Genomic DNA, 23613 nt, shown 5'->3' on the forward strand with positions numbered 1-23613 from the left:
ATAAAGCATCCAGTGTCTTATTTTAATCACACAAAATTACAAAGAACATTAACCACATTTATAGCAAAAAAAGATTTATCTGCAGATAAATCTTTTTTATCGCGTTACAAAACGAACTCATTAATGAAATGCGCGTTCAACATCATATACAGAAGGTAAATTATTGAGTGCATCCATAATAATGGTTAACTGCTCAACATTGCGCACACCTAATGATAACGCGACCTGTGCCATACCATTTTTTGTCACATGACCATTAACTGAGTTAACATATTTAGTACGACCATTGACGCTTCGCAAAACATCGTTCAGCAAGCCATTACGATTTTCTCCACGAACAGTTAGATCAGCGTCATAATTAGGTTTCAAGCCAGAATCATCTTCCCATGCGACATCAACTAGCCGTTGTCCCTGTGCTTCAGCAGCACGAATGTTGGGGCAACCAAGTCGATGAACAGATATGCCACGTCCTTTAGTGATATAACCCTTTACAGCATCCCCCGGAACTGGTGTACAACAACGTCCTAATCTAACCAACAGGTTATCAACGCCTGCAATGACAATATCATCGGCAGAGGCTTTTTGACGCTTAGTAAAGGCTGTTTCATCACGTTTAATGCCATGTCCTTCTTCAAGCATTTCACGTTGTAGCTCTTGTGCCGCTGCTTCTTGCTGCGCCTCACGTATTTTTTCCGTAAGTTTGTTGACAACACCAGGTAAGGCAACATCACCAAAACCAATCGCAGCTAACATATCATCCGATGAGTGGTAGTGCATTTTTTCAGAGACTTCCTGAATATTGTCTGCCGTTAATATATCATTGACATTATAACCACCATCTTTAATGCTATTACTCAATAATTCTCGAGCTGCTTCAATATTATCATCACGATCAAGCTGCTTAAAATACTGCTTAATTTTATTACGAGCCCGACGTGTTGACACTAACTCCAGCCAATCGCGACTTGGTTTGGCATTAGCTGACGTGGTGATTTCGATAATGTCACCAGTTTTAATTTTGTAATCAAGCGGTACAATGCGACCATTAACTTTAGCACCCGTGGTCTTAATGCCCACGTTTGTATGAATTGAAAAGGCCATATCTAATGGTCCAGCACCTTTGGCCAGTTCAAAAACATCTCCTCGAGGTGTAAAGGCATACACACGATCCGAAAATAGGTCGCCTTGCACACTATCCATGAAGTCTTCAGCATTTTTGGCATTTTCTTGAAGCTCTAGAATACCTTGTATCACATTTAATGTTTGCTGGTTTTTATCCTTGACGTTAGCTTCTTTGTTAGAACCTTTGTTTTGTTTATAGGCCCAATGAGCAGCCACACCAAATTCAGCAACTTCATGCATATGATGCGTTCTAATTTGGACTTCTAATGGACGTCCACCAGGTCCAATTACTGTGGTATGTAAACTCTGATAACCATTGGCTTTAGGTAACGCAATATAGTCTTTAAATCGGCCTGGAATTGGTGTCCATTTAGAATGAATAGCACCTAGAACTGCATAGGTATCGGGAATAGAATCGGTTAAAATTCGGACAGCTGACAAATCATAAATTTCTTCAAACGCCTTGTGTTTGTCAGTCATTTTACGATAGATTGAATAAATATGCTTAGGTCGTCCGTTGACGTCCACATCTTGTAATTCTAATTCATGAATTGCATTTTCAATTTCTTTAACAGCCTCATTGACATAACTAATGCGCTCATCACGTTTCATATTCATCAAAGAAGCAATGCGATGATATTGTTCAGGATTGATAAAGCTTAATGATAAATCTTCTAATTCCCACTTGATTGCACTAATTCCTAAACGATCAGCCAAAGGTGCATAGATGTCAAGCGTTTCATTAGCAATTCGCTTTTGCTTATCATCACGCAAGGCGCCAAGTGTCCGCATGTTATGCAAACGGTCAGCTAACTTAACAATAATCACTCGAATATCTTTTGACATTGCCAAAAGTAATTTACGATGATTTTCGGCCAATTGTTCTTGTGAACTTTGGTATTGAATTTTACTAATTTTGGTCACACCATCAATGATTTGAGCAATCGTATCACCAAAACGTTCTTGTACATCTGCCAATGTCGCTGGCGTGTCTTCGACAACATCATGTAAATAACCTGAAATAACTGTGGCGGTATCCATTTTCAATTCAGCCAAGATTCCCGCAACTTGAATTGGATGAATAATGTAAGGTTGCCCTGATTTGCGCTTTTGTGTCTTATGCAAATCTGTTGCCCATTCATAAGCCGCTTTAACTTTTTGAGCATCTTCGCTTGACATGTATTCATTAACCATATCAAGCACTTCTTGTCCAGTATAATCTTTTGTTCTTGCCATATCATTACTTTGTAAGCGCAAATAATATCACTTTTCGCGCTCATTTCCCTTCATATAATCAGGAAGATACTTCACTATTTTTAAAACCGCAAAATACCTTAATAACGCTTTTTAAACGTACATCAATTATAGTCAAAATTTAATTTATTCACAAGTCAAGGTTTAAAATGTGCACATTTTAACATTTAGGGATAAAATGGAATAATAGTTTATATCATTTTATAACATACTAAGTTAAGGAGGTCGCGTATCGATGATGTTACATCTAAGGTTCACCCTTAACAACACATCGTTTTTAATAGTATTAATCGCTTAAATTTACTATTAGTTCGCGTAATATTTATGTCTGAAAATTCTGAAAGTACACTTTGGAAGCGTAATGTCTTTGTTCTCTGGTTTGGCGTCTTCATGACTGGCATTGCATTGAGCGAGGTAATACCGTTTCTGGCCTTATACATTGACACATTAGGTGATTTTAACAAAAATGAGCTCACGTTTTACTCTGGTGCTGTCTTCGCTATAACCTTTTTGGTAACGGCAGTTGTGTCACCATTTTGGGGAAAACTAGCAGACCGCAAAGGTCGAAAACTAATGATGCTGCGCGCTGCGCTAGGTATGGCAATTGTATTATTTTTGATGGGTTATGTCAGTAATGTTTGGCAACTATTTGCTTTAAGGGCGTTGCAAGGCGTCATGGGTGGTTTTGTTTCTAACTCAAATGCTTTGATTGCCACCCAAACGCCAAAAGAGCATGCTGGTCACGCTTTAGGTATTTTAGTTACTGGTATGACAGCTGGTAACTTACTTGGTCCATTGTTTGGTGGCACGTTAGCTTCGCTAGTCTCTTATCGCATGTCATTTCACATCACAGGTGTCATTTTATTCCTCGTTTTTCTACTGACACTATTTTTAGTCAAGGAAGAACCTGTTAAAATATCGCCTCGAACCGCTCGTGCTTCCACAGCACAACTTTGGCACGCCGTTCCAAATAAACAACTCATTCTAGGTTTGTTCATTACGACCATGTTAGTTCAAACTGTGAACACGTCAATTAATCCTATTGTGAGTTTGTTCGTTCGTGAATTAACTCATAATGCTTCTAATACAACGTTCATAGCTGGTGTGGTCGCGGCCATGCCTGGTGTGGCAACGGTTATAGCCGCCCCGCAATTTGGTAAAATTGGTGATCGTGTCGGTACTGACCGCATGATTAAAATCGGGTTCATGATTGCCGTTGTGGCCTTTGTCCCAACAGCATTTGTCACGAGTATTTTTATGTTAATGGTCTTTCGATTTATTGTCGGTATTAGTGATGCTACGATGTTGCCTGCCGTACAAACGCTACTCTCTAAAAATTCACCAATGGCCATGACTAGCCGCATTTTCAGTTATAATCAAAGCTTTCAAGCTCTTGGTAGTGTGATGGGCCCTATGTTTGGTGCCCTGATTGCTAGTATGTTTGATTACCGAGGCATTTTTATTTTCAGTGCCCTACTAATTATCCTCAATGCTATTTTATTTAATTTTAACGTCAAAATTACTCAAAAAAAATGAGACTTCAAAAAAAGCGTAGACACATGTCGTGTTTACGCTTTTTTGTATGGTAATAACAAATCGCTATCAACAGTTTCTGATGTCCATCGTTGCATTGGCGTGTAATTATGACGTTGATTGAAAGGTAATTTTTCTACTGCTATAACAGCGATAGTTTGGTTATTTTCAGTCAAAAAAACTTGTCCAAAATTAGCATATTTACCCTTTGTATGCTTACCTGTTCGCCAAATATTTGGCTTGGCACCATTTTTTGGCATGTATCGTCCAGAAGCATCCTGTTCAACTAAAACACCTGTGTATAAGTATGTCTCATATTTTGATTTGCTCATCGTATTTAATACCTACCCCAATCTCAAAACGCGTGCCATCAATCATCTGTGTTGGCTGCAAGTGTAAGGCATAGTTAATGTCTGAAGCAATCATAGCAACATCTGCTTGTAAAGTTAATTTATTGACATTAGTTAATAGTTCACTGTCCTGCGACGTCATTCTTGCCAACAATGCTCTCACTGTCATACGCAACCATTGCACCTGCATCACCTTACTCATGAATGCCATTTGGCCAAATGGCATTGGTCGCAACCATGTATCATGTGAAATATCAGGCACATCAACATGTTTTACCCATTCTGAAGTATCCTGATACCAAATTACTTGGTAAACACCAGGATTTTCTAAATGTGTTTGCGCCAGTTGAATCGGCAGTTGCGCAATTTCTGGTACAATACGTAGCTCACCAGTCATGTGTTGCGTAATATTGATTGGATAAATGTTATGCCCATCGGAAAAGACATTTAGTGCGAATTCCGTTTCAGTGTCATCTGGTCCATTCGGTACGTGCTTTTCTTTTGGCAAAATTAAAACATTTTGCTTCAAATCAGCTAAGGCATCAATCAATTTACGTCGATTGCCAGGCACAATGATAGCAATTGGCTTTTCAAGTGCCACTACTTTCATAACATCTGATATTTCTAAGGGTTCCAAATACTGCTTGTCAGCCAGATTTTGTAGTAAGGTGGCATCGCTTGCATTATTATTCATAATCACGGTGTGATATTGTAAACGTCTTAATTCCGACAAAACAATCGTGGTTGCATAACCACCAGCGGCGGCATCACCCATTCGGAATGCACCACTACCAATCACTAAGACAGTATCTTCACTAACTGGCAATGATTCATTTTCCTCTTCATAAGTTGAATAATATTGTCTGGCATTTTCTGGAAATTCACCAGCAGATGGTTCTAATGCTTTGAAAGTTGGTTCAATATGATTTTCGAGTGCTAATGTTGCAATATTTTTGAAATTAGTCCGCCAGAATCGTGCTAACAAGCCGTCTGACAAACCATATTTTTTCGCACGTCGCAACGCCTCAACACTTTCAACTTGTTGTTCAACTTCTAATTCTAACTTTAACAAATGGCGTAATTGGTAGAAAAAGAATTCGTCAATATTAGTTAATTCAGCCAATTCATCAATTTCATAACCACGCTTAATGGCTTCAACTAAGAGTAAAACACGATTGTCTTCCGGATGAATCAATTGTTGAATCAATGCATCATCTGAGCTATGACTCATATTGGTTGGTGAAAAACTTGCGTTATTAAAGTGGGCTGAACGAATGGCTTTTTCAAGCGCTTCGATAAATGTTCGTCCAAAACCAATTGTCGATCCGACAGATTTTTGAATACTATTGAGCTGACGATTAACTGAAACGCCTGCTTGTTCCAATTCACCGAAGGGAAAAATCGGTAATTTAACAGTGACGTGATCCATCATCGGTTCCATCATCGCCATTTTTTTGCCAAAATCATGGGATAAAACAATTTCTTCAAGGGCAACACCCATTGCCAAATTGATTGCAACCAGCATAACAGGGTATCCTGTTACCAACGCCATGCGGCTGGCCATTTGATCTATATAAGGTGATATCTTGATAATATAGATAGCATTCGTCAAATCATCAACAGCAAACTGGACATGCAGTACACCCCTTAGTTCCAATAAATCGGCAACCTGAAAGGCATAAAATCTCATTTTTTCTAAAATTTGGTCTGAAAGCGTTAGTGTCGGTGATACACTCAAGGAATCAGCAGTGTGAATCCCAATTGGATCCATATCTTCACTAGCTCCAATTTGCATTTTGTTGCCTCGAAAATCTCGTAACACTTCAAGGCTGATTTCTTTCATGCCATTAATAGCTCTTGAAATCACGATTTCTTGTGTCATTGACTGACTCTTAGCACTCTTGACAGCCGTTTCAAATTCATCTAATCGCTCAACAATTTGTCGTGTGTTGGCCTGATTTGGGTGCAAGGCACGTACCATCAATGGTAACTTGATTTCACGTAATAGTTCGTTAGCGTCTTCTTGTGCCTTGGCAACGTGATTCGTAATTACCGGTAAACCAGCATCGGCCATCATACTTGTCAAAACGGCCACGTTATTAACACGCAATAACATGTCAATGGTTAGTCCAAGTGTTTGAGGAACTGGGCCATCGCCATGTGACCACGCCTGCACTGTTTGCGACCATAAACGTAACGCCCTTTCACCACCGAAAAGTGGTAACACAGTATCAATTTGATACTGTTTAATGACCGCCTTAATGTTTTCAACAGTTAGAGGTTGCCAAATAGCCGTTGCCGCAAGACTTTCCAACGACAATGAGTAAGGGTTTTCATCAATCAGGTAGACATTAACGCCATGACCACGCAGTTCTGGCATGACTTGATAAATGGCTGCATCATACTCTGCTTCACGACCAAAATCGTTAGCACCTGCACCGATAAATAATACATTGTTAGCTGTGATGTTCGACATAGTCCTCCACCGTTTCAAAAAAATCTGCAAAGACTGCTGTGGCTTCTAAGGGGCCAGGCGCTGCATCAGGGAAGAATTGTACACTAAAAGCGGGGTATTCACGATGTCTCAAACCTTGCACGGCGCCATCTACTAAATCGCGATAAGTAACAAATAACTTTTTGCGATCAATTGAGTCATTATCAACAGCATAACCTTGCCCTTGCATCGCAAAGAAAATCTGTCTCGAAATGATTTCTTGTATTGGATGATTCATCCCATGATGTTCCGACGATAGCGGTGCCAAAGTGGCATCATTGGCTAGTGCAAATAACTCATGACCTAACCCGATGCCTAGTAATGGTGCCTTTGTTTGCAAAACGCGAATTAGTGTCAATACACTATCTGGTAATGAGCGCGGATCACCAGGTCCCGTGGACAAAATGATACCGTCAGGATCCAGTGTGAGCACCTCGTCAACGCTTGTTGTATATGGCAATACAGAAACATTGGCATCATAATCACCCAACATTCTCAGAATGCCATGTTTTAAACCGAAGTCAATGACAACAATATGTCGTCCACGCCCTGGATTAGCATAAGGTTTGAGTGTTGCCGTATTTTGTACTTGCTTGTTTGTCAACACCGTAGCGACCAATTGATCCACCGCGTGATCGTCTGCAAAATCAACGATGGTAGCCTTTTGTGGGCCAGTCTCTCGCAAATGACGAATTAATTTACGTGTATCAACCTGATATAAACCAGGTATGTTATGTTGCTTCAAAAAACGGTCTAAATTCATACGGCGCTGTCGATTAACCGAAACTTCCGCCAAATCGTGCACAATCATTCCCCTGATGGCGGGCTTGACAGACTCATAAGCTTCAGCATGAATACCTGCCGCACCAATAACAGGCATAGCAAATACAATCATTTGACCATCATATATCGGATCTGTAATGATTTCTTGATAACCAGTCATGGCAGTATGAAAGATGATTTCACCAAACGTCGTAGCAGGTGCACCAAAACCAAGACCTTCAAAAACAGTCCCGTCTTCTAAGATTAAATGTCTTTTCATAAAATACCACACTCCAAAGTTGTCATGATCTAACATCAAGATAACCAACAAATTACAATTTAGTGGACAATTTCCACGGCGTCCTTGCCATCAATTTCCTGTACAAATACTTTGATTTTTTCATTCTGAGCTGTTGGAATATTTTTTCCAACAAAGTCTGCACGAATTGGCAATTCTCGGTGACCACGATCCACTAAAACAGCCAAGGCAATCGTTTTTGGACGACCAATATGAATTAAGGCGTCCAATGCTGCACGAATTGTTCGTCCAGTAAACAGTACATCATCAATCAGCACAATATTTTTTTCAGAAATGTTTAACCGTTCAGCTTGATTCAGTCCCAGATCATCATGATGATCTGGGATATCATCACGAAAATTAGTAATATCAATCGCCATCACTGGTATACGAACACCTTCAAGTTGTTCTAGTCGATCGGCAATGCGATGTGCCAAAAACTCACCGCGTGTTTTAATACCAACCAAAACGAGGTCTTCTCCACCTTTGTTTCGCTCAATGATTTCATATGTAATACGAGTTAGCGCTCTTTGCAAAGAGGCATTATCTAAAACTTCTTTATTTGCCATTGTTTTCATCCTTTCGAATAATAGGTGTTAATGTTGCTAACGCTTTATCAAAATAATCTGGGAGTACACTATCAAACGTTAACTGTTCACCTGTCGTTGGCTGCGTTAATGACAAGGTCTTTGCATGTAATAGCTGACCATTCAGTGTAACATTTGCTAACTTTTGTGCATTACCATACACCGGATCACCGACAATAGGGTGCCCAATATAAGTCATGTGAACACGAATTTGATGTGTACGTCCGGTTTCTAAACGAACTTGCAATAGTGTATAGCCGACAAACCGTTTTAAGACTTGAAAATGTGTAATGGCTTCTCGTCCGCCTTCAGTCACAGCCTGCTTTTTACGATCAACTTTATGACGCGCTAACGGTGCCGAAATGGTGCCAGTATCTTCCTGAAATTCGCCGCGAACTAGTGCAATATAGATACGTTGATTTTTATGAGCCTTTAATTGTGCTGACAGTGCTTGATGAGCAACATCATTTTTAGCAACCATCAACAAACCACTGGTGTCGCGGTCAATGCGGTGCACAATGCCCGGCCGCAATTCACCATTAATAGTAGACAGTGGTGAATGATACATTAGAGCATTCACCAAGGTACCGCTTGTATGGCCGGCAGCCGGATGCACAACCATGCCCTGTGGTTTATTAACGACTAACAAATCATCATCTTCATATACAATATCAAGCGGTATATTTTCAGCCAAAATTTCAGTGTCTTTAGTTTCTGGCGGCGTAATTGTGACAACATCACCTGAAGATACTTTGTAAGATCTTTTCACTTGTTTGCCATTGACTAAAATATTGCCATTTACCAGCCATTCTGAAAGTGTTGTCCTAGAATATGGTAACGTTTCTTTTGCCAAAACACCATCAATACGCCCAACCTGATCAACAATGTTAATCGTTATGTTATCTACCATTCGTATCTTTATATCCTTTAATTTGTTCTGCAACATTGCGACTTAATAGGTATTTTCTTTTGCGATCTGCGCGTTCAAAAGACAAAATTCGTCCCTTTATTTGCCAATTATCAATATCTTCTAACTTAACTTTTTCGTATTCAGCCATTAAAATACGCCTCAAAAAAATTTGTGAGCCGGCCAAATAAACGCGCCTACGAATAATCATTAACAGGCCCACTAAGACCACTACTAAAATGCTAGCAATTGGAAAAATATCAAACTTGAAGCCAATTTCATTCCAAATAATGAAGCTTAACATTAAAAATACGCCCCACCATAACCAACTCATGAGGCCGACAGAATCAATTGGCTGAAAATAACCGCGTTTTGGTACCATGTGAAACTCTTTTCTATAAACGTATTCGTAACCTATTCTACCAGATTTTTGATATTAAAAAAATGATGACAAACAAAAGTTAGCTCGCCAATATCAAAGCGATAATTTTTTAGACACCTAACTTCTGTTATACTAGGGATTGTAAACAATTTTAGAGGATTTTGGACATGATGACACTTTATGTTGACGCCGCCCGAAACGTGCATGACGGACAATCAGCAGTTGGCGCAGTTTTAATTATTAACAAACAACAGCAACAACTCAAAAAGGCTTTACCTCAAAGCGCTGATAACCATGAAGCCGAATTTATGGGACTTATCTGGAGTATCAAACAGCTACCTATGGTTGATAATTTACAGATTTATACCGATTCAAAAATCGTCGCTGACGCCATTCAAAAAAAATACGCCAAACATTATCAGTCTTATGTTGATCAAATTATGACCTTATTAACTGAATATCCTTTGGTTCTAGTCAATTGGATACCTGAAAAGCAAAATCAGGGCGCTCATCAGCTCGCAATGCAAGCGTTAAAAAAAGCAAAACGCTAATCGTTTTGCTTTTTTACTTACTATAATGTTTAAAACGCTCATTATCTTCGACAAAATCTTTATTAGCAGCTGGTGCTTCAATAGATCCAAATACTAATTGCGCACGTAAACGCCATGTACTAGGGACATCAAAAGCTTTGGCCACTTCATCGTCAATCAATGGATTATAATGTTGCAAGGAAGCGCCCAATCCTGCTTCTGTTAATGCTAACCAAGTAGCGTATTCCGCAATACCATGACCTTGTTCAGACCAATCCTGAAAATTTTCTGAGTAAAGTGGTATATTTTCTTCAAATGACTTCACAATCGAAGTGTCTGTGAAAAACAATACGGTACCAAATCCAGCCTTAAAGCTCGCATTAATTTTTGCTAAAGTTGCTTGATAAGCGCTTTCATCGAGTACTTCTTGTTTTAAACGTTTTGCGACAATGTCCCAAAGCTTTTCATGGGCATCACCAGTCAAAACAATACTGCGCACCGTTTGATTATTGAATGCAGTTGGCGCTTGACGAACTGCTGACTTGACGAGGTCAAATAATTCTTCTGGTGTTTGCTGAACATTTCGACCCAGTCCGTAAATTGTCCGCCGCTGTTGTTGTAATTCTGTAAATGATGTCATCTGTTGACCCCTTATCAAATTAATATAGTTTTATTATAACCGCTTATTTTAAGTAAGTAAATAGCAAATATGAATTTTTTACATTTTAAAAGTGCCACACGTTTTGAGACGTGTGGCACTTTTATGGTTAATCATCATGACAAAATCAATTGATAAGCCCATCGTTCACCATTAATTTCTTGCCCTTCATTAATATAGACAACGCCTCGTTTTTCAAAACCATTGCCTGTAATAACGGACTGCATCGGATGATTTCCTGGATGAGTATCAATTCTCACATCGAATTGTTTCTTGTCATAGCATAATGTCAAAATAGCTGTCATAAAGCGTTGCGCCAACTTTTGACCACGAAAACCATCCGAGATAGCAAAACGGTGAATACTGATATAATCGTCAGCTTCAGAAAGCCACTGGCCATCTGTAATTGCTTCATATACTGGGTCTGTTCCTGCAAGTAATGCTGTGTACCCAGCTACTTCACTGCCCACAACCAATACATAGCCACGATTTAATGCGATATCTGTTGCAACGGTTTCTTCATTTGGATAGCCAGATTGCCATTGTGATAGGCCTTGCGATTTGAGAAATTGACGGGCGCCATCAATAAGAGTTGCAATTGCTTTTAAATCTGACTTGATGGCTGGCCGCATGAAAACTGTTGTCATAGTCATTATCCTTTTAGTTATAATTATTCATTTTATCATAACTGCCACAGATAAAACTAACTTATTTTTATTGCACTATTATTCGCACAGTATGACGATAATCGATCCATGGCATCTGTCAGCATTGCCATTGAAGCTGCATAACTCAAGCGGACATAGCCTTCACCACCAGGACCAAATCCTGATCCAGGTACCACTGCTAACTTTTCTTGATCAACTAAATCATACGCAAAAGCCACATCATCTTGATTCAAAGTTTCAGGAATTTTAGCAAAAATATAGAAAGCGCCATTTGGTGTCGCCATTTCAAAACCAAGCGCTTTCATTTTCGAGACCAAAAAATCACGTCGATCACGGTACGCTTTTTTCATTGTTTCAGTATCACTTTCACTCAAACTACTATCAAAAGCTTCCGTTGCCGCTGCCATTGCTGGATTGGATGGCGTCATAATAATAAAGCTGTGAACCATGTTGATTGGTGTGATTAAAGCGGCCGGACCAGCAATAATACCAATACGATAGCCTGTCATTGCGTGAGATTTTGACACACCATTAATGACTAATGTTTGGTCAGGCAAAAATGTTGCCATTGACACATGGTGATCATCGTAACGCAATTCACTATAAATTTCATCAGATATTACCAAAACATCTGTGCCACGCAAAACGTCAGCAAGATCCGACAAGGCTTCTGCAGAATAAGTCACGCCTGTGGGATTTGAAGGATTAGTCAAAATAAGTGCCTTGACATGATTGTGATTTGCCAAAATATCACGGAGATGATCAGGCGTTAATATAAAATCATCTTGCGATATGTCAACTAATAGCGGCTTACCTTTATTTAATCTTGTCATTGCAGCATAAACGGGATAAGCTGGCGTTGGAATAATCACTTCATCATTTTCATCTAAAATAGCTGACAAAATAGCATAAAGTCCTTCGGTAGCACCAATTGTCGTTAAGATTTCAGTATTGGCATCATAATGAATGTCATATCTATCTGCTAGAAAGTGACTAGCAGCCTGACGCAGCTGGTTTGTCCCAGCAGAAACAGAATAATGAGAATCATCTGCCAAAATGGCTGCCACCGCAGCTTGTTTGATATGATCTGGCACTGAAAAATCTGGTTCACCAATCGTCAATTTCAGAATATTTGGTAAATCACTCACTTTTTCATCAAAAGCATGAATCGGACTTGGCTTGACATCTGCAAGCGCGCTGGCGAAAAGTTTGCTAGCATCAATATTTTTTTCAATCATTAACATTATCCTCATTTCATTATTAATTTATTTTAACAATGAGATGATAGCACGTCATGCCAACTATGAACAAAAATAAAAACAACGATTATACATTGTGCACAATCGTTGTTTTTTATTTCACACGTTTACCCCAATATTGGAAATAGTCAACGCGTAAAGCACCATTATATAACTTGCGACGCTTTGTGGCTTTTTCACCATAACTTTGTTCAAATTCCAGATCACTAGTCAAAATATACTTGCTCCAACTTGGTAGTTTGCGATAAACGTCCCCCATTTGTTGGTATAGTTCTCGAGCAGCATCTAATTCTCCTAAACGTTCCCCATAAGGCGGATTAGCCACTAATACACCGTTAACTTTGTCTGTCGTCCAATCCTTAGCTGCCAATTGTTTGAACGTAATGTCATGACCAAGACCCGCATGTTTCGCATTTTCTGTGGCAATTGCTACCATATTTTCATCAATATCAAAGCCTTCAATATCTAGCGTTCTGTCGTAGTCTGCTTGGGCTTCGGCCGCATCACGTACACTATCTGACAGAGACTTATCAAACCAATCCATTTGCTCAACATCAAAGTCACGAATCAAGCCCGGAGCGATATTGCGCCCAATCAATGCAGCCTCAATTGCAATTGTTCCGGAACCAGTAGTAGGGTCAACAAATGGTCGATCAGGGTGCCAATTAGTCAGCAAAACTAGTGCAGCAGCAAAGTTTTCCTTTAATGGCGCACCACCCTTGTTCACACGATAACCACGTTTGAATAATGATTCCCCTGTCGTATCCAACGTGACAATTACATGGTCTTTATCAATCATCACTTCTAATTGTGCAAAATAACCATTTTCAGGCAAACGAGTTCTGATATGATAGGCATCTTGCAAACGATTCACAATCGCTTTTTTGGTAATCGCTTGAACATCCGGTACACTAAATAATTCTGACTTTTTGGAACGGCCGGCCACAGGAAATTCAGAATCATAATTGAGATAGTCTTCCCAAGGCAGCGCTTTAACGTTTTCAAATAAATCATCAAATGTCGTGGCATCAAATTCACCTACGATAATTTTAATCCGATCCGCAGTACGCAACCAGATATTGGTATTTAAAATATCACGCTGCGTGCCATCAAACCTGACGCGATAATTCTCCACTTGGTGGTCGTATCCCAACCTTTCTAACTCTTTACCAACCAGTGATTCTAGACCGGCGGCTGCAGTCGCCATTAAATGATATGTTTTTTCCATGATTTTCCTTTATAATGAATTTATGAAATTATCAGACTTAGAAGATTTAACACGCTACATGTCAACCAAAACACGCTTATTTTGGGAAAACGATGCTAATCGTTATCCAGTCACAACATTAGCTTACGCCGATGATACCCATCAGAAGGTGTTATTTGTTTTAGGCAGTAAATCAATGACTTTGGGACAGCTATTTTCCCGTTTAAAAGCTTCATCATCTCACACGACATTATTAGCACCAAACAAACAGCCAATATTTGGCTTTCACTTAGATGATCGTTATCAAATCGTCTTTAAATAATCAATCAATAAAATTAGTGTATGTGACGCCACGACGCCTTTGTTTTGCAACTTCAGCCGCCTGAGGCGTTGTAATATTGTCACGTTGCCAATTAATCAAGATAGTCTCAATATAACGTAAACTTCGGGCGTTGTTAGCAACCGCTTCTTGAATAGCAAGCATCATCATAACTGGCTCAAAATGATCTTGGTCAAACCAATGGCCAATTGTTTGCATTTCCATTGGTGATAGTGGCCTGCCAAACTCTGATTCAAGTGTCTGCATGATTTGCCGGCGGGTGCTTTTACCATCTGATAGCAATTCATTATGTTCAACGATTTTACCACCTAATAATTTATCAAATAGCGGTGTAAAATCGTAAACTTCAGTTTGAATAGCGCCACCTTTTACTTGCATCAACTCACGTTTAATCAGACTTTGTAAACGTTTAATCACTACTTTTTCAGTGGTGTGCATAATCTGCGCCACAGCAGCGGGCGTCGCCTGATCACCACGATCTTGAATTCTCTGAACTTGAAGGTACAGCACGAGATCGTCATTATCCAGCCCAATGTCTTGATAATGCTGTAATAATTCATTGCTTATACTGCTGTTACCAGCCTGAATATACTGTTGTAGTCTTTGCTCTAACGTCATATTCCCTCTGTTTTAAAAACGTCCAAGAATATCTTGGACGTTTCTTTTTCATCAATAGTGTACCATAATTATACACTATTGATATCATCTTTTATGGTCTCAAACGATTTGTCATACGTGGGAAAGGAATTGCTTCACGAATATGTTCCTCACCCGTAACAAATGTGACCATGCGCTCAAGGCCAAGTCCGAATCCAGAATGTGGTACTGAACCGTAGCGACGCAAATCCAAATACCATTCATATTCAGACATGTCTAACCCTTGCTCTTCAATGCGAGCTTTCAATGTGTCGTAGTCATCTTCACGTTCAGACCCACCAATAATTTCACCATATCCTTCAGGGGCTAACAAATCAGCAGAAATCACCACATCATCGCGCGTTGGGTGCTTTTTCATATAAAACGCTTTAATTGCTTTTGGATAATTAATGATGAACACTGGTTTAGCAAAATGATTGGCCAAAAATGTTTCTTCAGGTGAACCAAAATCAACACCCCACTCAACATCAAAACCATTGTCTTGCAAAAGCTTAATTGCGTCATCATAACTCACACGCGGATAAGGCAATTGTGTATAGGAACGCAAAACGTCCTTATCACGTTCAAGAATGTCCAATTCTTGCTCGTTTTTCTCAAGTACTTTTGAAATCAAGAAGGCAATATACCGTTCTTGGAATACCAAACTTTCTTCTTGGTGCATAAACGCCATTTCTGGCTCAATCATCCAAAACTCAGTCAAATGACGACGCGTTTTTGACTTTTCTGCACGAAAAGCTGGACCAAAAGTAAAGACCTTACCAAATGCCATTGCACCAGCTTCCGCATATAATTGACCAGTTTGTGCCAAAAACGCCGATTCGCCAAAGTAGTCTGTCTCAAATAGTTCAGTTGTCCCTTCGGCGGCAGAACCTGTCAAAAATGGCGCATCCAATTTTGTGAATCCTTCTTGATTCATGAATTCATAAGAAGCCGCAATCAATGTGTTACGTATTTTTAATGTTGCGAATGGCTTTAAATGACGCAAGTACAAGTGTCGTTCATCAAACAAAAAATCCGTACCGTGCTCTTTTGGTGTAATCGGATAATCATGACTTTCACCAATCACTTCAAGATTAGAAATGGCTATTTCATAACCAAATGATGACCGTGAATCTTCATGAATTTCTCCAATAACGTACAAGCTTGTTTCTTGCTTCAACCCTTTTGCGGTTTCAAAAACAGTTTCTGATACATCCGCTTTAGCAACAACACCTTGAAAAAAAGCAGTCCCATCACGCAATTGCAAAAAGGCAATTTTACCACTACCTCTTTTTTGGCGCAACCAAGCCCCAATTTTAACGGTCTTGCCAACATAGTTTTTGGCATCAATAATTTGAATTGTCGGAATCTCTTCAGTCATCTGTCTCTTATTCTTTCATATATTTTTTAAAGAAATCGGTTAATCTATTTATTGCTTCATCTAAAGTCGCTTGATCCTTAGCATAACTCAAACGGAAATACCCAGGCATACCAAATCCTTCTCCTGCAGGCACCGCCACGTGTGCTTCTTGCAAAATTTTAGTGGATAATTCTGTCGTATTAGCAACACCAACAGCCAATAACGCTTGTGCGTCAACCTTTGGAAACAGATAAAACGCGCCTTGGGGTTTCACATCAACATGCAGACCTGGCACACGATTCAGCTCGTCAAATGTTTTATTTAATCTGTTTTCAAATGCCTGTCGCATTGTTTCAACTGTTGTTTGATCACCATTGAGCGCTTCAATAGCAGCATATTGTGCTGCAGCCGTAGGATTCGATGTCAAATGTCCAAGCAACTTATTCATTGCCTGAATAATTTTTGGCTGAGCAATTGTCCAACCAATCCGCCACCCTGTCATAGCGTAGGCTTTTGAAACACCATCTACAATAATCATATTACTTGTGTGAATGTCAGCTAATTGGAGCCCGGAGGTGAAGGTCACGCCATTATAAACTAATTGGCCATATATCTCATCTAGAATAATAAATACATCATTTTCTGATCCCCAATCAAGAATATGTTGAATTTCTTCGCGAGAATAAACTTGACCAGTTGGATTAGTAGGTGAATTAATAATAACTGCCTTAACTGGTTCAGAAAGATTTACCAAATCTGCAACAGTCAACTTTAAAGCATCATTCTTAGAATGAACTTCTAACAACTTTCCACCAGCTAATTTAACTTGCTCAACATAACTCACCCATTCTGGCGCTGCAGTTACAACAACATCTCCAGGATTGAGTAAAGTTTGCATCAACGTATATAATGCTAACTTTGCGCCAGTAGTAACCGTCACATTTTCCGTACCAACGCGTACTTGATAGCGAGCGTACATACGATCCGTAATGGCTTGTTTCAGTGCAGGTAAGCCACTTGATGGCGTATAAAAACTTGTCTTTTCTGCCTTTATTGCCGCAATTGCCGCCTCGGCAATATTTTGAGGCGTTTGAAAGTCCGGTTCGCCAACACCCAAATTGATGACATCGATGCCTTGTGACTGCATTTCTTTTGCCAAAGCATTCATTGATAATGTTGGTGATGCGGTAATAGCTGTTACTCTATCTGATAAATTCATTTCATCATTCCTTAATTACATGCCAGATATGGCGCGATACACCTTACCTGTTTTAAAATCTAGCGTTAAATAGTTGAGCTTATTATTTTGCGCTTTGTAACTGATTTCCCAGACTAAAACTTTTTTATAGCGGCTAATATTAGCACTATATAATTTTTTTGGGTGATAAGTTTTAAGCAACAGTGATCGTAATTGCGCATTTGACATACCTTCAGAACGACTATAAGTTTTTACTTTGTTATCTTGTACAATTGCAACTTTCTTCGCACCACTGGCAGTTTCACCTGACGCTGCATAGGTCGTACGGTCCCGGTAATCAACTGAAACTTGCGTTACGGTAACAATGTCTGATTTCTGACGAACCAGTGCTTCGATACGTGATTCCGCCTGCCGCATTGGTGATAAAGACAGATAGAAATAGCCAAGTGTCAATGTCCCCAACACAATAGCAGCACCAATAATTAAAAACCAAACTCTTGCCCAATGAATGCGAGTTTGACGGCGACGCTGACGAATTCGAATGTCGTCCTTAAATTGCATCATGATGTTACTCCTTTACGCACATACAAATATATTGTACCAAATAAATGTCGCCCTTGGCCGTGAAAATTAACGATGACTAAAAATTTCATGATATTGCGTCACTAAATCATGATCAACATCAAAGGGCACTATTGATAGCTGTTGTTTGAATCGATTACGCTGCATGGCATTTAATTGTGTCACTAACATAGCTGATTGGTGCCTTTGCATTTGGTTTAATACGGAAGCAAGTCTTGCAACGGGCTGCCATACATCACGCTCTGGAACGAGCACAATTGCTGGCAACTCCTGATCTCGCTGCCACATTGTCCCAAAAATTTTTGGCGTTACAATCACAATATTTTGGCGGTTTGTTTGACTTTGACGTTGAATTTTTTCCAAAGAACCAGTAACACCCTCGGCTACGATATTATAATTCGTTGTCACAGCATATTTTATTTTTTGATACCAGTGGTTCACACGCTCTTCAGTTGGCACAATGATCATAATTTCACCAACATCCTCTTGAGTCATCGCCTGCAAATGCAGAATGGGCGACTTTTTTTGTAATTGGACTAATTGGACTGGTTTGCGGTCGTCATGCACAAAATCTCGCTCCATTGTCCACGTATCTGGCACATCACGCAAGAAGTCTGTCACAGCAGTGGGTAAAAATTCACTTACTACTAATAGTTTACGAATATGTGCAACAAATTTTTTGTGATAAATGGCGCGTTCTAACACATCAAAACTCAATATTGTTTGTGACTGACCATTTTCAGAAATCTGCTCGCTGCCACTCACCACATCGTCTTGCGCCTGAAGCCTTGTAATTTTATCCAGCTGACTTTCAAGTAACTGGAATTCTTGTGGTAAATGGGCGTCTGTCAGAGCAAGCAATTGACTAATATGAGAAATTACCAAGGCTAAACGTTCAGCCCGTTTCAAGTTAGTTTTAATGCTCTCTGATTGTGTCAATTGTTTCAGAATTTTGAGTGCTTCACTCGTACTTTGCCTAATAAACAATCGTTGTTTATGTGTCAATCCAGTAATTTCTTGATGTGCAATGCCTTTTAAGTCATTTTTGAGTGCGGTCACATTAAATGACACATGGAAATATTGACGCAAATCGTCAACAAATTGCGCTGGTGTTTCCATGACAACTAATGGCCATTGTTGAATATGCCTTTTTTGACGTAGTGATTGATCCTGAGTGAAAAACGTTTGAAAGTTCATAATCAACACATTAGCGACATCCGCATTTTGACGCGCCCTTTTGAAAAATTCAGATTTTTCATTGCCACGAATGTCTTGAATAATGTCTAAATTATGCAATCCAATACTGATTTCTTGCAATAATCCCGTTTTAGTTTGAGTTAGCCAAACTAACAACCGAGCTTTGGCTAATTGTATTTGTGATGAATCATGAACAGCTAACGTTTTAACGAAACTTGGCAGATCAATATAAGCAGAAGGATCGTATAATATAGCGCTTCTAAATGGCACATCAAATAGAGATGATAACTTTTCTAGCAAGGCTAATTGTTGCATTTGTAAACTATCATCATTTGTGAGTAACACAGTGTTTTGTTGGCTTAAAATGACCGGAATTAAATAGGCAATTGTTTTGCCCATCCGTGGTGCTGTCAAAACCGTTAATAAGCCATCGGATCGCTTTGTTAAAAAACGATGTGTTCGATCCATTAGAAATTCTTGCGCTTCATTTTGACTTAGCCATTCACCAAATAAGGTACGCTTTTCAGCCACACTCACTGGATAGTCAATCGGTTGGATATCTTTAAGGTTTGCAGATGAAACCTGTTGATTAATTTGCAACGCCACCTTGTCTTGAACATCAAATTGCTGGGTGCCTTTAGGACGAACTAACTTTAAAAACTGCTGGGTTTGCCTTAAAAGTGGCCAATCTCCAGTTTGTAATTGCTGTAATACCACAGACGGCAACTGTTCAGCACGACGCCACATTTCTAAGAAAAGTAAAGCTGTGGCATGCGCATCAGCGTTGGCGCGATGGGCATTCACCAAGTTAATATCCAGATACGTTGTCAAATCCAGTAAACGATATCCAGGTGCGGTCGGCAGCAAAATTTGCGCTAACTGTACAGTATCAATTGCTGAAGTCTGTAAAGTAGGAAAACCAGTTCTTTCAAATTCGTCGTTTAAATAAGGATAATCAAAATTAATATTGTGCGCAATAATCACAGCATCTGATAGTAAACTCTGCAACATTGGCGCGATTTCATCAAAATACGGCGCATGTTGTACATCTTTTTGGCTAATATGTGTCAATTGTTGAATTTGCCGATCAATCAACTGTCCTGGATTCACAAAAGACTCAAAATGGTCAACAATTTTTCTTTGCCGAATAAATGTCATGCCAATTTGGATAATGCGCCCGCCCTTTGCCACACTTTGTCCTGTGGTTTCTAGATCCAAAACCACAAATGTATTGTTGGCGTTCATAAAAATACCTTTCTTCGGTGTGCTCATTAGCACTTTATATTTTGAATGGCGCTGTTTACTACATGCATTACATGCACTAAACAACGTCATTCTCTTTATATTTTACACTAAATGCCCTCGTGCGGTACAATAGTAAAGAACATCTGGAGGAAATTATGTTAAGTCAAATGAATGGTGTTGGTAAGTCCCACGCAAAAGCGATTTTGATTGGCGAACATGCCGTTGTTTATGGTGAACCTGCGATTGCAATCCCTTTGCCAAATATGACTGTTACAGCCACCCTACGTCCTGCATTTCGTGGTCAGACGATTGACGGGGCCGAATTCCACGGCGATTTAAGTGAGTTAGGTGCCAATGTTGAGGGGGCACGGCAACTCTTACTACGTCTATTAGATAAATTCGATATGATTAATACGCCCTTTCATCTAGCGATTGACTCAAACGTTCCGCAAGAACGTGGCTTCGGCGCTTCTGCTGCTTTAGCAACAGCAATTACAAAAGCTTTTTTTGATTATTTTGATACGGATTTGAGCGATGAGGAGTTAGCCTACTTTACCAATATCGAAGAAGTGATTTCACACGGCTCTCCATCCGGCTTAGATACGACGACAGTTAATGCTGATAATCCCGTTTGGTTTATTAAGAATAAAGGCATGACAACTTTTGGTATGAATTTAACGGGTACGCTTGTTTTGGCTGATACTGGTATTCACGGACAAACAGTCCACGCCATCAGTATTGTCAAAGAATTTTTGTTGACAGATCATGATCGTGCTTGGGCATCAATCACCCATCTTGGACAAATTGCCGAAAAAATTCGGCTTGATATTTCTGAAAATAATCCTGAACATCTCGGCATGATGTTCACTGCAGCTCATCATGAACTGCAATCATTGGGCATTTCTCACCCAAAATTGGATAAGTTGGTAAACGCAGCGACGCACGCCGGCGCACTTGGTGCTAAATTGACAGGTGCTGGTATCGGTGGTGCAATGTTTGCCTTAGCCAAAAATAATAATGACGCGATTACTATTGCTAATGCGCTAACAAAAGCTGGCGCTCAGAATACATGGATTCAACCTTTATGACAGCTACTGCACACACCAATATTGCCCTCATTAAATACTGGGGAAAAAAAGATTCATTTCTTAATTTACCAACTACCAGTTCTCTCTCATTAACACTTGATCGTTTTTATACAACGACTAGTGTTACACCAACTGACGCTGGTACAGATACGTTTGTTTTAAACAATCAAGTTTCTGACGCTACGCGCGTGCACACGTTTTTAAACATATTACGAACCCAATTAGGTGATTTCCCAGCTTTACATGTTTCATCTGATAATCATGTGCCGACAAGTGCTGGTCTAGCGTCCTCTGCTTCGGCATTTGCAGCTTTGACGGGTGCGGTTGTTACACATTTAGGGCTTGATTTGCCTAACGAAACACTTTCACGATTAGCAAGACGTGGATCTGGATCTGCTAGCCGGTCTTTTTTTGGTCACTTTGCAGTTTGGCATGAAGGCGTGGACGATGACTCATCTTTTGCTGAAAGTTTACAGGCACCTGATATGCCGATTGCCCTGATTGTTGCCGAAGTATCCGGTCAGAGTAAAAAAGTTGGTTCCTCTGAAGGTATGATGCGCGCAATGACTTCACCCAATTATGATGATTGGATCAAGCAATCTGCAAATCAATTTGATGATATGACTGCTGCCGTGGCAAATGCAGATATCGAAAAAATTGGTGCTATTGCCGAAAAAAATGCCTTGGCCATGCACACGCTCAATTTAACTGCCACCCGCCAACCATTCACCTATTTTACAGATGAAACACAATTGATTTTGTCCTTAATCAAAGACATGCGACGTCAGGGTATACTGGCCTATGCAACACTAGACGCCGGTCCAAACGTCAAAATCGTCACGACGATAACCCAAGCACCTGAAATTGTGGCATTGCTTCATGATCACTTACCGCAACTCAAACTTGATGTTGCACATAGTGGACCTGGTATTACTTATGACTAAAATATTTGTTCCTGGAAAATTATTTTTAGCTGGCGAATATGCGATTACACAACCTGGTAATTTAGCACTTATTGTCGCTGTCGAAACCGGACTGACAATTACAATCGAAACGTCAAACGACAATTCAATCATAAAGTCAAATATTATAGCAACCCCGCTCGTTTTTGATATTGACCATTTATCTCATGATTATCATGATGAATGGCGTTTTGTCCGTGCTGCCATCCAAATCATGCATGATTACATTTATCTCAATGATTTAATTGCAAACTTTAATAACATCAATATAACGATTTCGAGCGACCTAAATATTGCAACCGGAAAATTAGGACTCGGTTCATCTGCAGCAGTCACTGTTGCAGTTGTCAAAGCTATCACCCAACATTTCGATTTAAAATTGGATCTACTCACACAATTTAAATTAGCAGCACTCGCACATCTGCATGTCCAACAAAATGGCTCACTAGGTGATGTTGCTGCGATTACTTTTGGTGGTGCCATTGCTTACACAAGCCCAAATTTATCGTCATTGAATGACAATAATCATCAATGGTTGAATCCAGTCTTTGTCGACAAATCATGGCCATTATTAAGCATCACCCCACTACCTTGGCCAACTGATTGGCAATTGGTTTTAGGCGCAACACATGAAAGCGCAGATACGGCTAAAGCAGTCGCTAATAACACCCTTGATTCACGTTTTTTAAAAACAAGTCAAGCAATTGTACAACAAGTCATTGTTAACTTAATACACCAAAATTATCATGAATTTGCTAAAGAATTACATAACAACCAAGACTTGCTCACACGTACACTACCTAAAGGCTATATCACACCTAAATTAAAGTACTTACTTAGCACGCTAAATCATACAGCTGGCAAAATTAGTGGCGCTGGCTTTGGTGACAATGGTTTCGCCGTCATTAACTCACCGTCAACCATTAGTGACCAATGGTTAGCTGCAGGTATCGACGTCCACATGATTAACATTGCACCACAGAATCGAGGTTAA

22 protein-coding genes are annotated in these 23613 nt (G+C 39.7%); 6 read left to right on the forward strand and 16 right to left on the reverse strand.

The genetic code is table 11. From position 1 onward, the window contains the following. Nucleotides 1-120 precede the first annotated feature (120 nt). Entirely contained in the window at nucleotides 121-2358 is a 2238-nt protein-coding gene (locus ACI3ES_RS06785; protein WP_114666862.1) for a bifunctional (p)ppGpp synthetase/guanosine-3',5'-bis(diphosphate) 3'-pyrophosphohydrolase, read from the reverse strand. Between the two features lie 342 nt (nucleotides 2359-2700). Between ACI3ES_RS06785 and ACI3ES_RS06790 the strand changes: the two genes are divergently transcribed. Then, nucleotides 2701-3912: an MFS transporter gene (locus ACI3ES_RS06790; protein ID WP_114666776.1), complete on the forward strand. Its 1212-nt coding sequence runs from the start codon at nucleotides 2701-2703 to the stop codon at nucleotides 3910-3912. A gap of 32 nt (nucleotides 3913-3944) precedes the next feature. Here ACI3ES_RS06790 and ACI3ES_RS06795 read toward each other — a convergent pair whose 3' ends face one another. The 6 genes from ACI3ES_RS06795 to ACI3ES_RS06820 are packed head-to-tail and all read right to left on the reverse strand — an operon-like array spanning nucleotide 3945 to nucleotide 9689. Continuing rightward, entirely contained in the window at nucleotides 3945-4241 is a 297-nt protein-coding gene (locus tag ACI3ES_RS06795) for a hypothetical protein (RefSeq protein ID WP_114666777.1), read from the reverse strand. Then, complete coding sequence (locus tag ACI3ES_RS06800; RefSeq protein ID WP_142511625.1) at nucleotides 4222-6735, reverse strand: ATP-grasp domain-containing protein; 2514 nt, start codon at nucleotides 6733-6735, stop codon at nucleotides 4222-4224. The genes ACI3ES_RS06795 and ACI3ES_RS06800 overlap by 20 nt, the downstream gene beginning before the upstream one ends. Beyond that, the gene (locus tag ACI3ES_RS06805; protein ID WP_036067859.1) at nucleotides 6716-7795 is read right to left on the reverse strand and encodes a carbamoyl phosphate synthase small subunit; all 1080 of its coding nucleotides are present in this window, start codon (nucleotides 7793-7795) and stop codon (nucleotides 6716-6718) included. Before ACI3ES_RS06805 ends, ACI3ES_RS06800 begins: the two co-directional genes overlap by 20 nt. Before the next feature lie 59 nt (nucleotides 7796-7854). Further along, nucleotides 7855-8382, reverse strand: a complete 528-nt coding sequence (pyrR, locus tag ACI3ES_RS06810; protein ID WP_004910867.1) for a bifunctional pyr operon transcriptional regulator/uracil phosphoribosyltransferase PyrR — start codon at nucleotides 8380-8382, stop codon at nucleotides 7855-7857. Next, on the reverse strand, nucleotides 8372-9310 hold the full coding sequence (locus ACI3ES_RS06815) for an RluA family pseudouridine synthase (RefSeq protein WP_114666779.1): 939 nt from the start codon (nucleotides 9308-9310) through the stop codon (nucleotides 8372-8374). Before ACI3ES_RS06815 ends, pyrR begins: the two co-directional genes overlap by 11 nt. Next, nucleotides 9300-9689, reverse strand: coding sequence for an EbsA family protein (locus tag ACI3ES_RS06820; protein ID WP_114666780.1), 390 nt, complete (start codon nucleotides 9687-9689; stop codon nucleotides 9300-9302). Before ACI3ES_RS06820 ends, ACI3ES_RS06815 begins: the two co-directional genes overlap by 11 nt. Before the next feature lie 167 nt (nucleotides 9690-9856). Here ACI3ES_RS06820 and ACI3ES_RS06825 point away from each other — a divergent pair, with 167 nt between their 5' ends. After that, entirely contained in the window at nucleotides 9857-10240 is a 384-nt protein-coding gene (locus tag ACI3ES_RS06825; protein ID WP_080519167.1) for a ribonuclease HI family protein, read from the forward strand. Between the two features lie 13 nt (nucleotides 10241-10253). Here ACI3ES_RS06825 and ACI3ES_RS06830 read toward each other — a convergent pair whose 3' ends face one another. From ACI3ES_RS06830 to ACI3ES_RS06845, 4 genes are all read right to left on the reverse strand, one after another. Continuing rightward, nucleotides 10254-10859 carry a nitroreductase family protein gene (locus tag ACI3ES_RS06830; protein ID WP_114666781.1) on the reverse strand — a complete coding sequence of 202 codons (606 nt, stop codon included), beginning with the start codon at nucleotides 10857-10859 and terminating at the stop codon, nucleotides 10254-10256. 134 nt (nucleotides 10860-10993) lie between these two features. Further along, a complete protein-coding gene (locus ACI3ES_RS06835; RefSeq protein WP_114666782.1) occupies nucleotides 10994-11524 on the reverse strand; it encodes a GNAT family N-acetyltransferase in 531 nt (176 codons plus the stop codon). 56 nt (nucleotides 11525-11580) lie between these two features. Next, complete coding sequence (locus tag ACI3ES_RS06840) at nucleotides 11581-12783, reverse strand: aminotransferase class I/II-fold pyridoxal phosphate-dependent enzyme (protein WP_114666783.1); 1203 nt, start codon at nucleotides 12781-12783, stop codon at nucleotides 11581-11583. 115 nt (nucleotides 12784-12898) lie between these two features. Continuing rightward, on the reverse strand, nucleotides 12899-14032 hold the full coding sequence (locus ACI3ES_RS06845; RefSeq protein ID WP_114666784.1) for a class I SAM-dependent RNA methyltransferase: 1134 nt from the start codon (nucleotides 14030-14032) through the stop codon (nucleotides 12899-12901). Nucleotides 14033-14054: 22 nt separating this feature from the next. Here ACI3ES_RS06845 and ACI3ES_RS06850 point away from each other — a divergent pair, with 22 nt between their 5' ends. Then, the gene (locus ACI3ES_RS06850; protein ID WP_242029719.1) at nucleotides 14055-14333 is read left to right on the forward strand and encodes a hypothetical protein; all 279 of its coding nucleotides are present in this window, start codon (nucleotides 14055-14057) and stop codon (nucleotides 14331-14333) included. Here the strand turns inward: ACI3ES_RS06850 and ACI3ES_RS06855 are convergent, their stop codons facing one another. The 5 genes from ACI3ES_RS06855 to ACI3ES_RS06875 all read right to left on the reverse strand — a co-directional run bounded on the left by ACI3ES_RS06855 (nucleotide 14334) and on the right by ACI3ES_RS06875 (nucleotide 20569). After that, entirely contained in the window at nucleotides 14334-14969 is a 636-nt protein-coding gene (locus tag ACI3ES_RS06855) for a DnaD domain protein (RefSeq protein ID WP_114666786.1), read from the reverse strand. Between the two features lie 91 nt (nucleotides 14970-15060). Beyond that, on the reverse strand, nucleotides 15061-16368 hold the full coding sequence (gene asnS, locus ACI3ES_RS06860) for an asparagine--tRNA ligase (RefSeq protein ID WP_142511627.1): 1308 nt from the start codon (nucleotides 16366-16368) through the stop codon (nucleotides 15061-15063). 7 nt (nucleotides 16369-16375) lie between these two features. Continuing rightward, nucleotides 16376-17566: a pyridoxal phosphate-dependent aminotransferase gene (locus tag ACI3ES_RS06865; RefSeq protein WP_114666788.1), complete on the reverse strand. Its 1191-nt coding sequence runs from the start codon at nucleotides 17564-17566 to the stop codon at nucleotides 16376-16378. Between the two features lie 15 nt (nucleotides 17567-17581). Next, complete coding sequence (locus ACI3ES_RS06870; RefSeq protein WP_004913220.1) at nucleotides 17582-18109, reverse strand: hypothetical protein; 528 nt, start codon at nucleotides 18107-18109, stop codon at nucleotides 17582-17584. A gap of 66 nt (nucleotides 18110-18175) precedes the next feature. Then, on the reverse strand, nucleotides 18176-20569 hold the full coding sequence (locus ACI3ES_RS06875) for an exonuclease domain-containing protein (protein WP_114666789.1): 2394 nt from the start codon (nucleotides 20567-20569) through the stop codon (nucleotides 18176-18178). 155 nt (nucleotides 20570-20724) lie between these two features. On the opposite strand from ACI3ES_RS06875, the gene mvk reads away from it, so the two are divergent. From mvk to ACI3ES_RS06890, 3 genes are read left to right on the forward strand one after another with little or no spacing between them, the layout of a single operon-like run. Beyond that, the gene (mvk, locus tag ACI3ES_RS06880) at nucleotides 20725-21657 is read left to right on the forward strand and encodes a mevalonate kinase (RefSeq protein WP_004913227.1); all 933 of its coding nucleotides are present in this window, start codon (nucleotides 20725-20727) and stop codon (nucleotides 21655-21657) included. Further along, nucleotides 21639-22601, forward strand: coding sequence for a diphosphomevalonate decarboxylase (gene mvaD, locus ACI3ES_RS06885; RefSeq protein ID WP_181809832.1), 963 nt, complete (start codon nucleotides 21639-21641; stop codon nucleotides 22599-22601). The genes mvk and mvaD overlap by 19 nt, the downstream gene beginning before the upstream one ends. Next, nucleotides 22594-23613 (forward strand): phosphomevalonate kinase, encoded by a 1020-nt coding sequence (locus ACI3ES_RS06890; RefSeq protein WP_114666790.1) that lies wholly within the window; start codon nucleotides 22594-22596, stop codon nucleotides 23611-23613. Before mvaD ends, ACI3ES_RS06890 begins: the two co-directional genes overlap by 8 nt.

It is taken from the genome of Leuconostoc falkenbergense (assembly GCF_045801155.1).
GTDB classification, from domain to species: domain Bacteria; phylum Bacillota; class Bacilli; order Lactobacillales; family Lactobacillaceae; genus Leuconostoc; species Leuconostoc falkenbergense.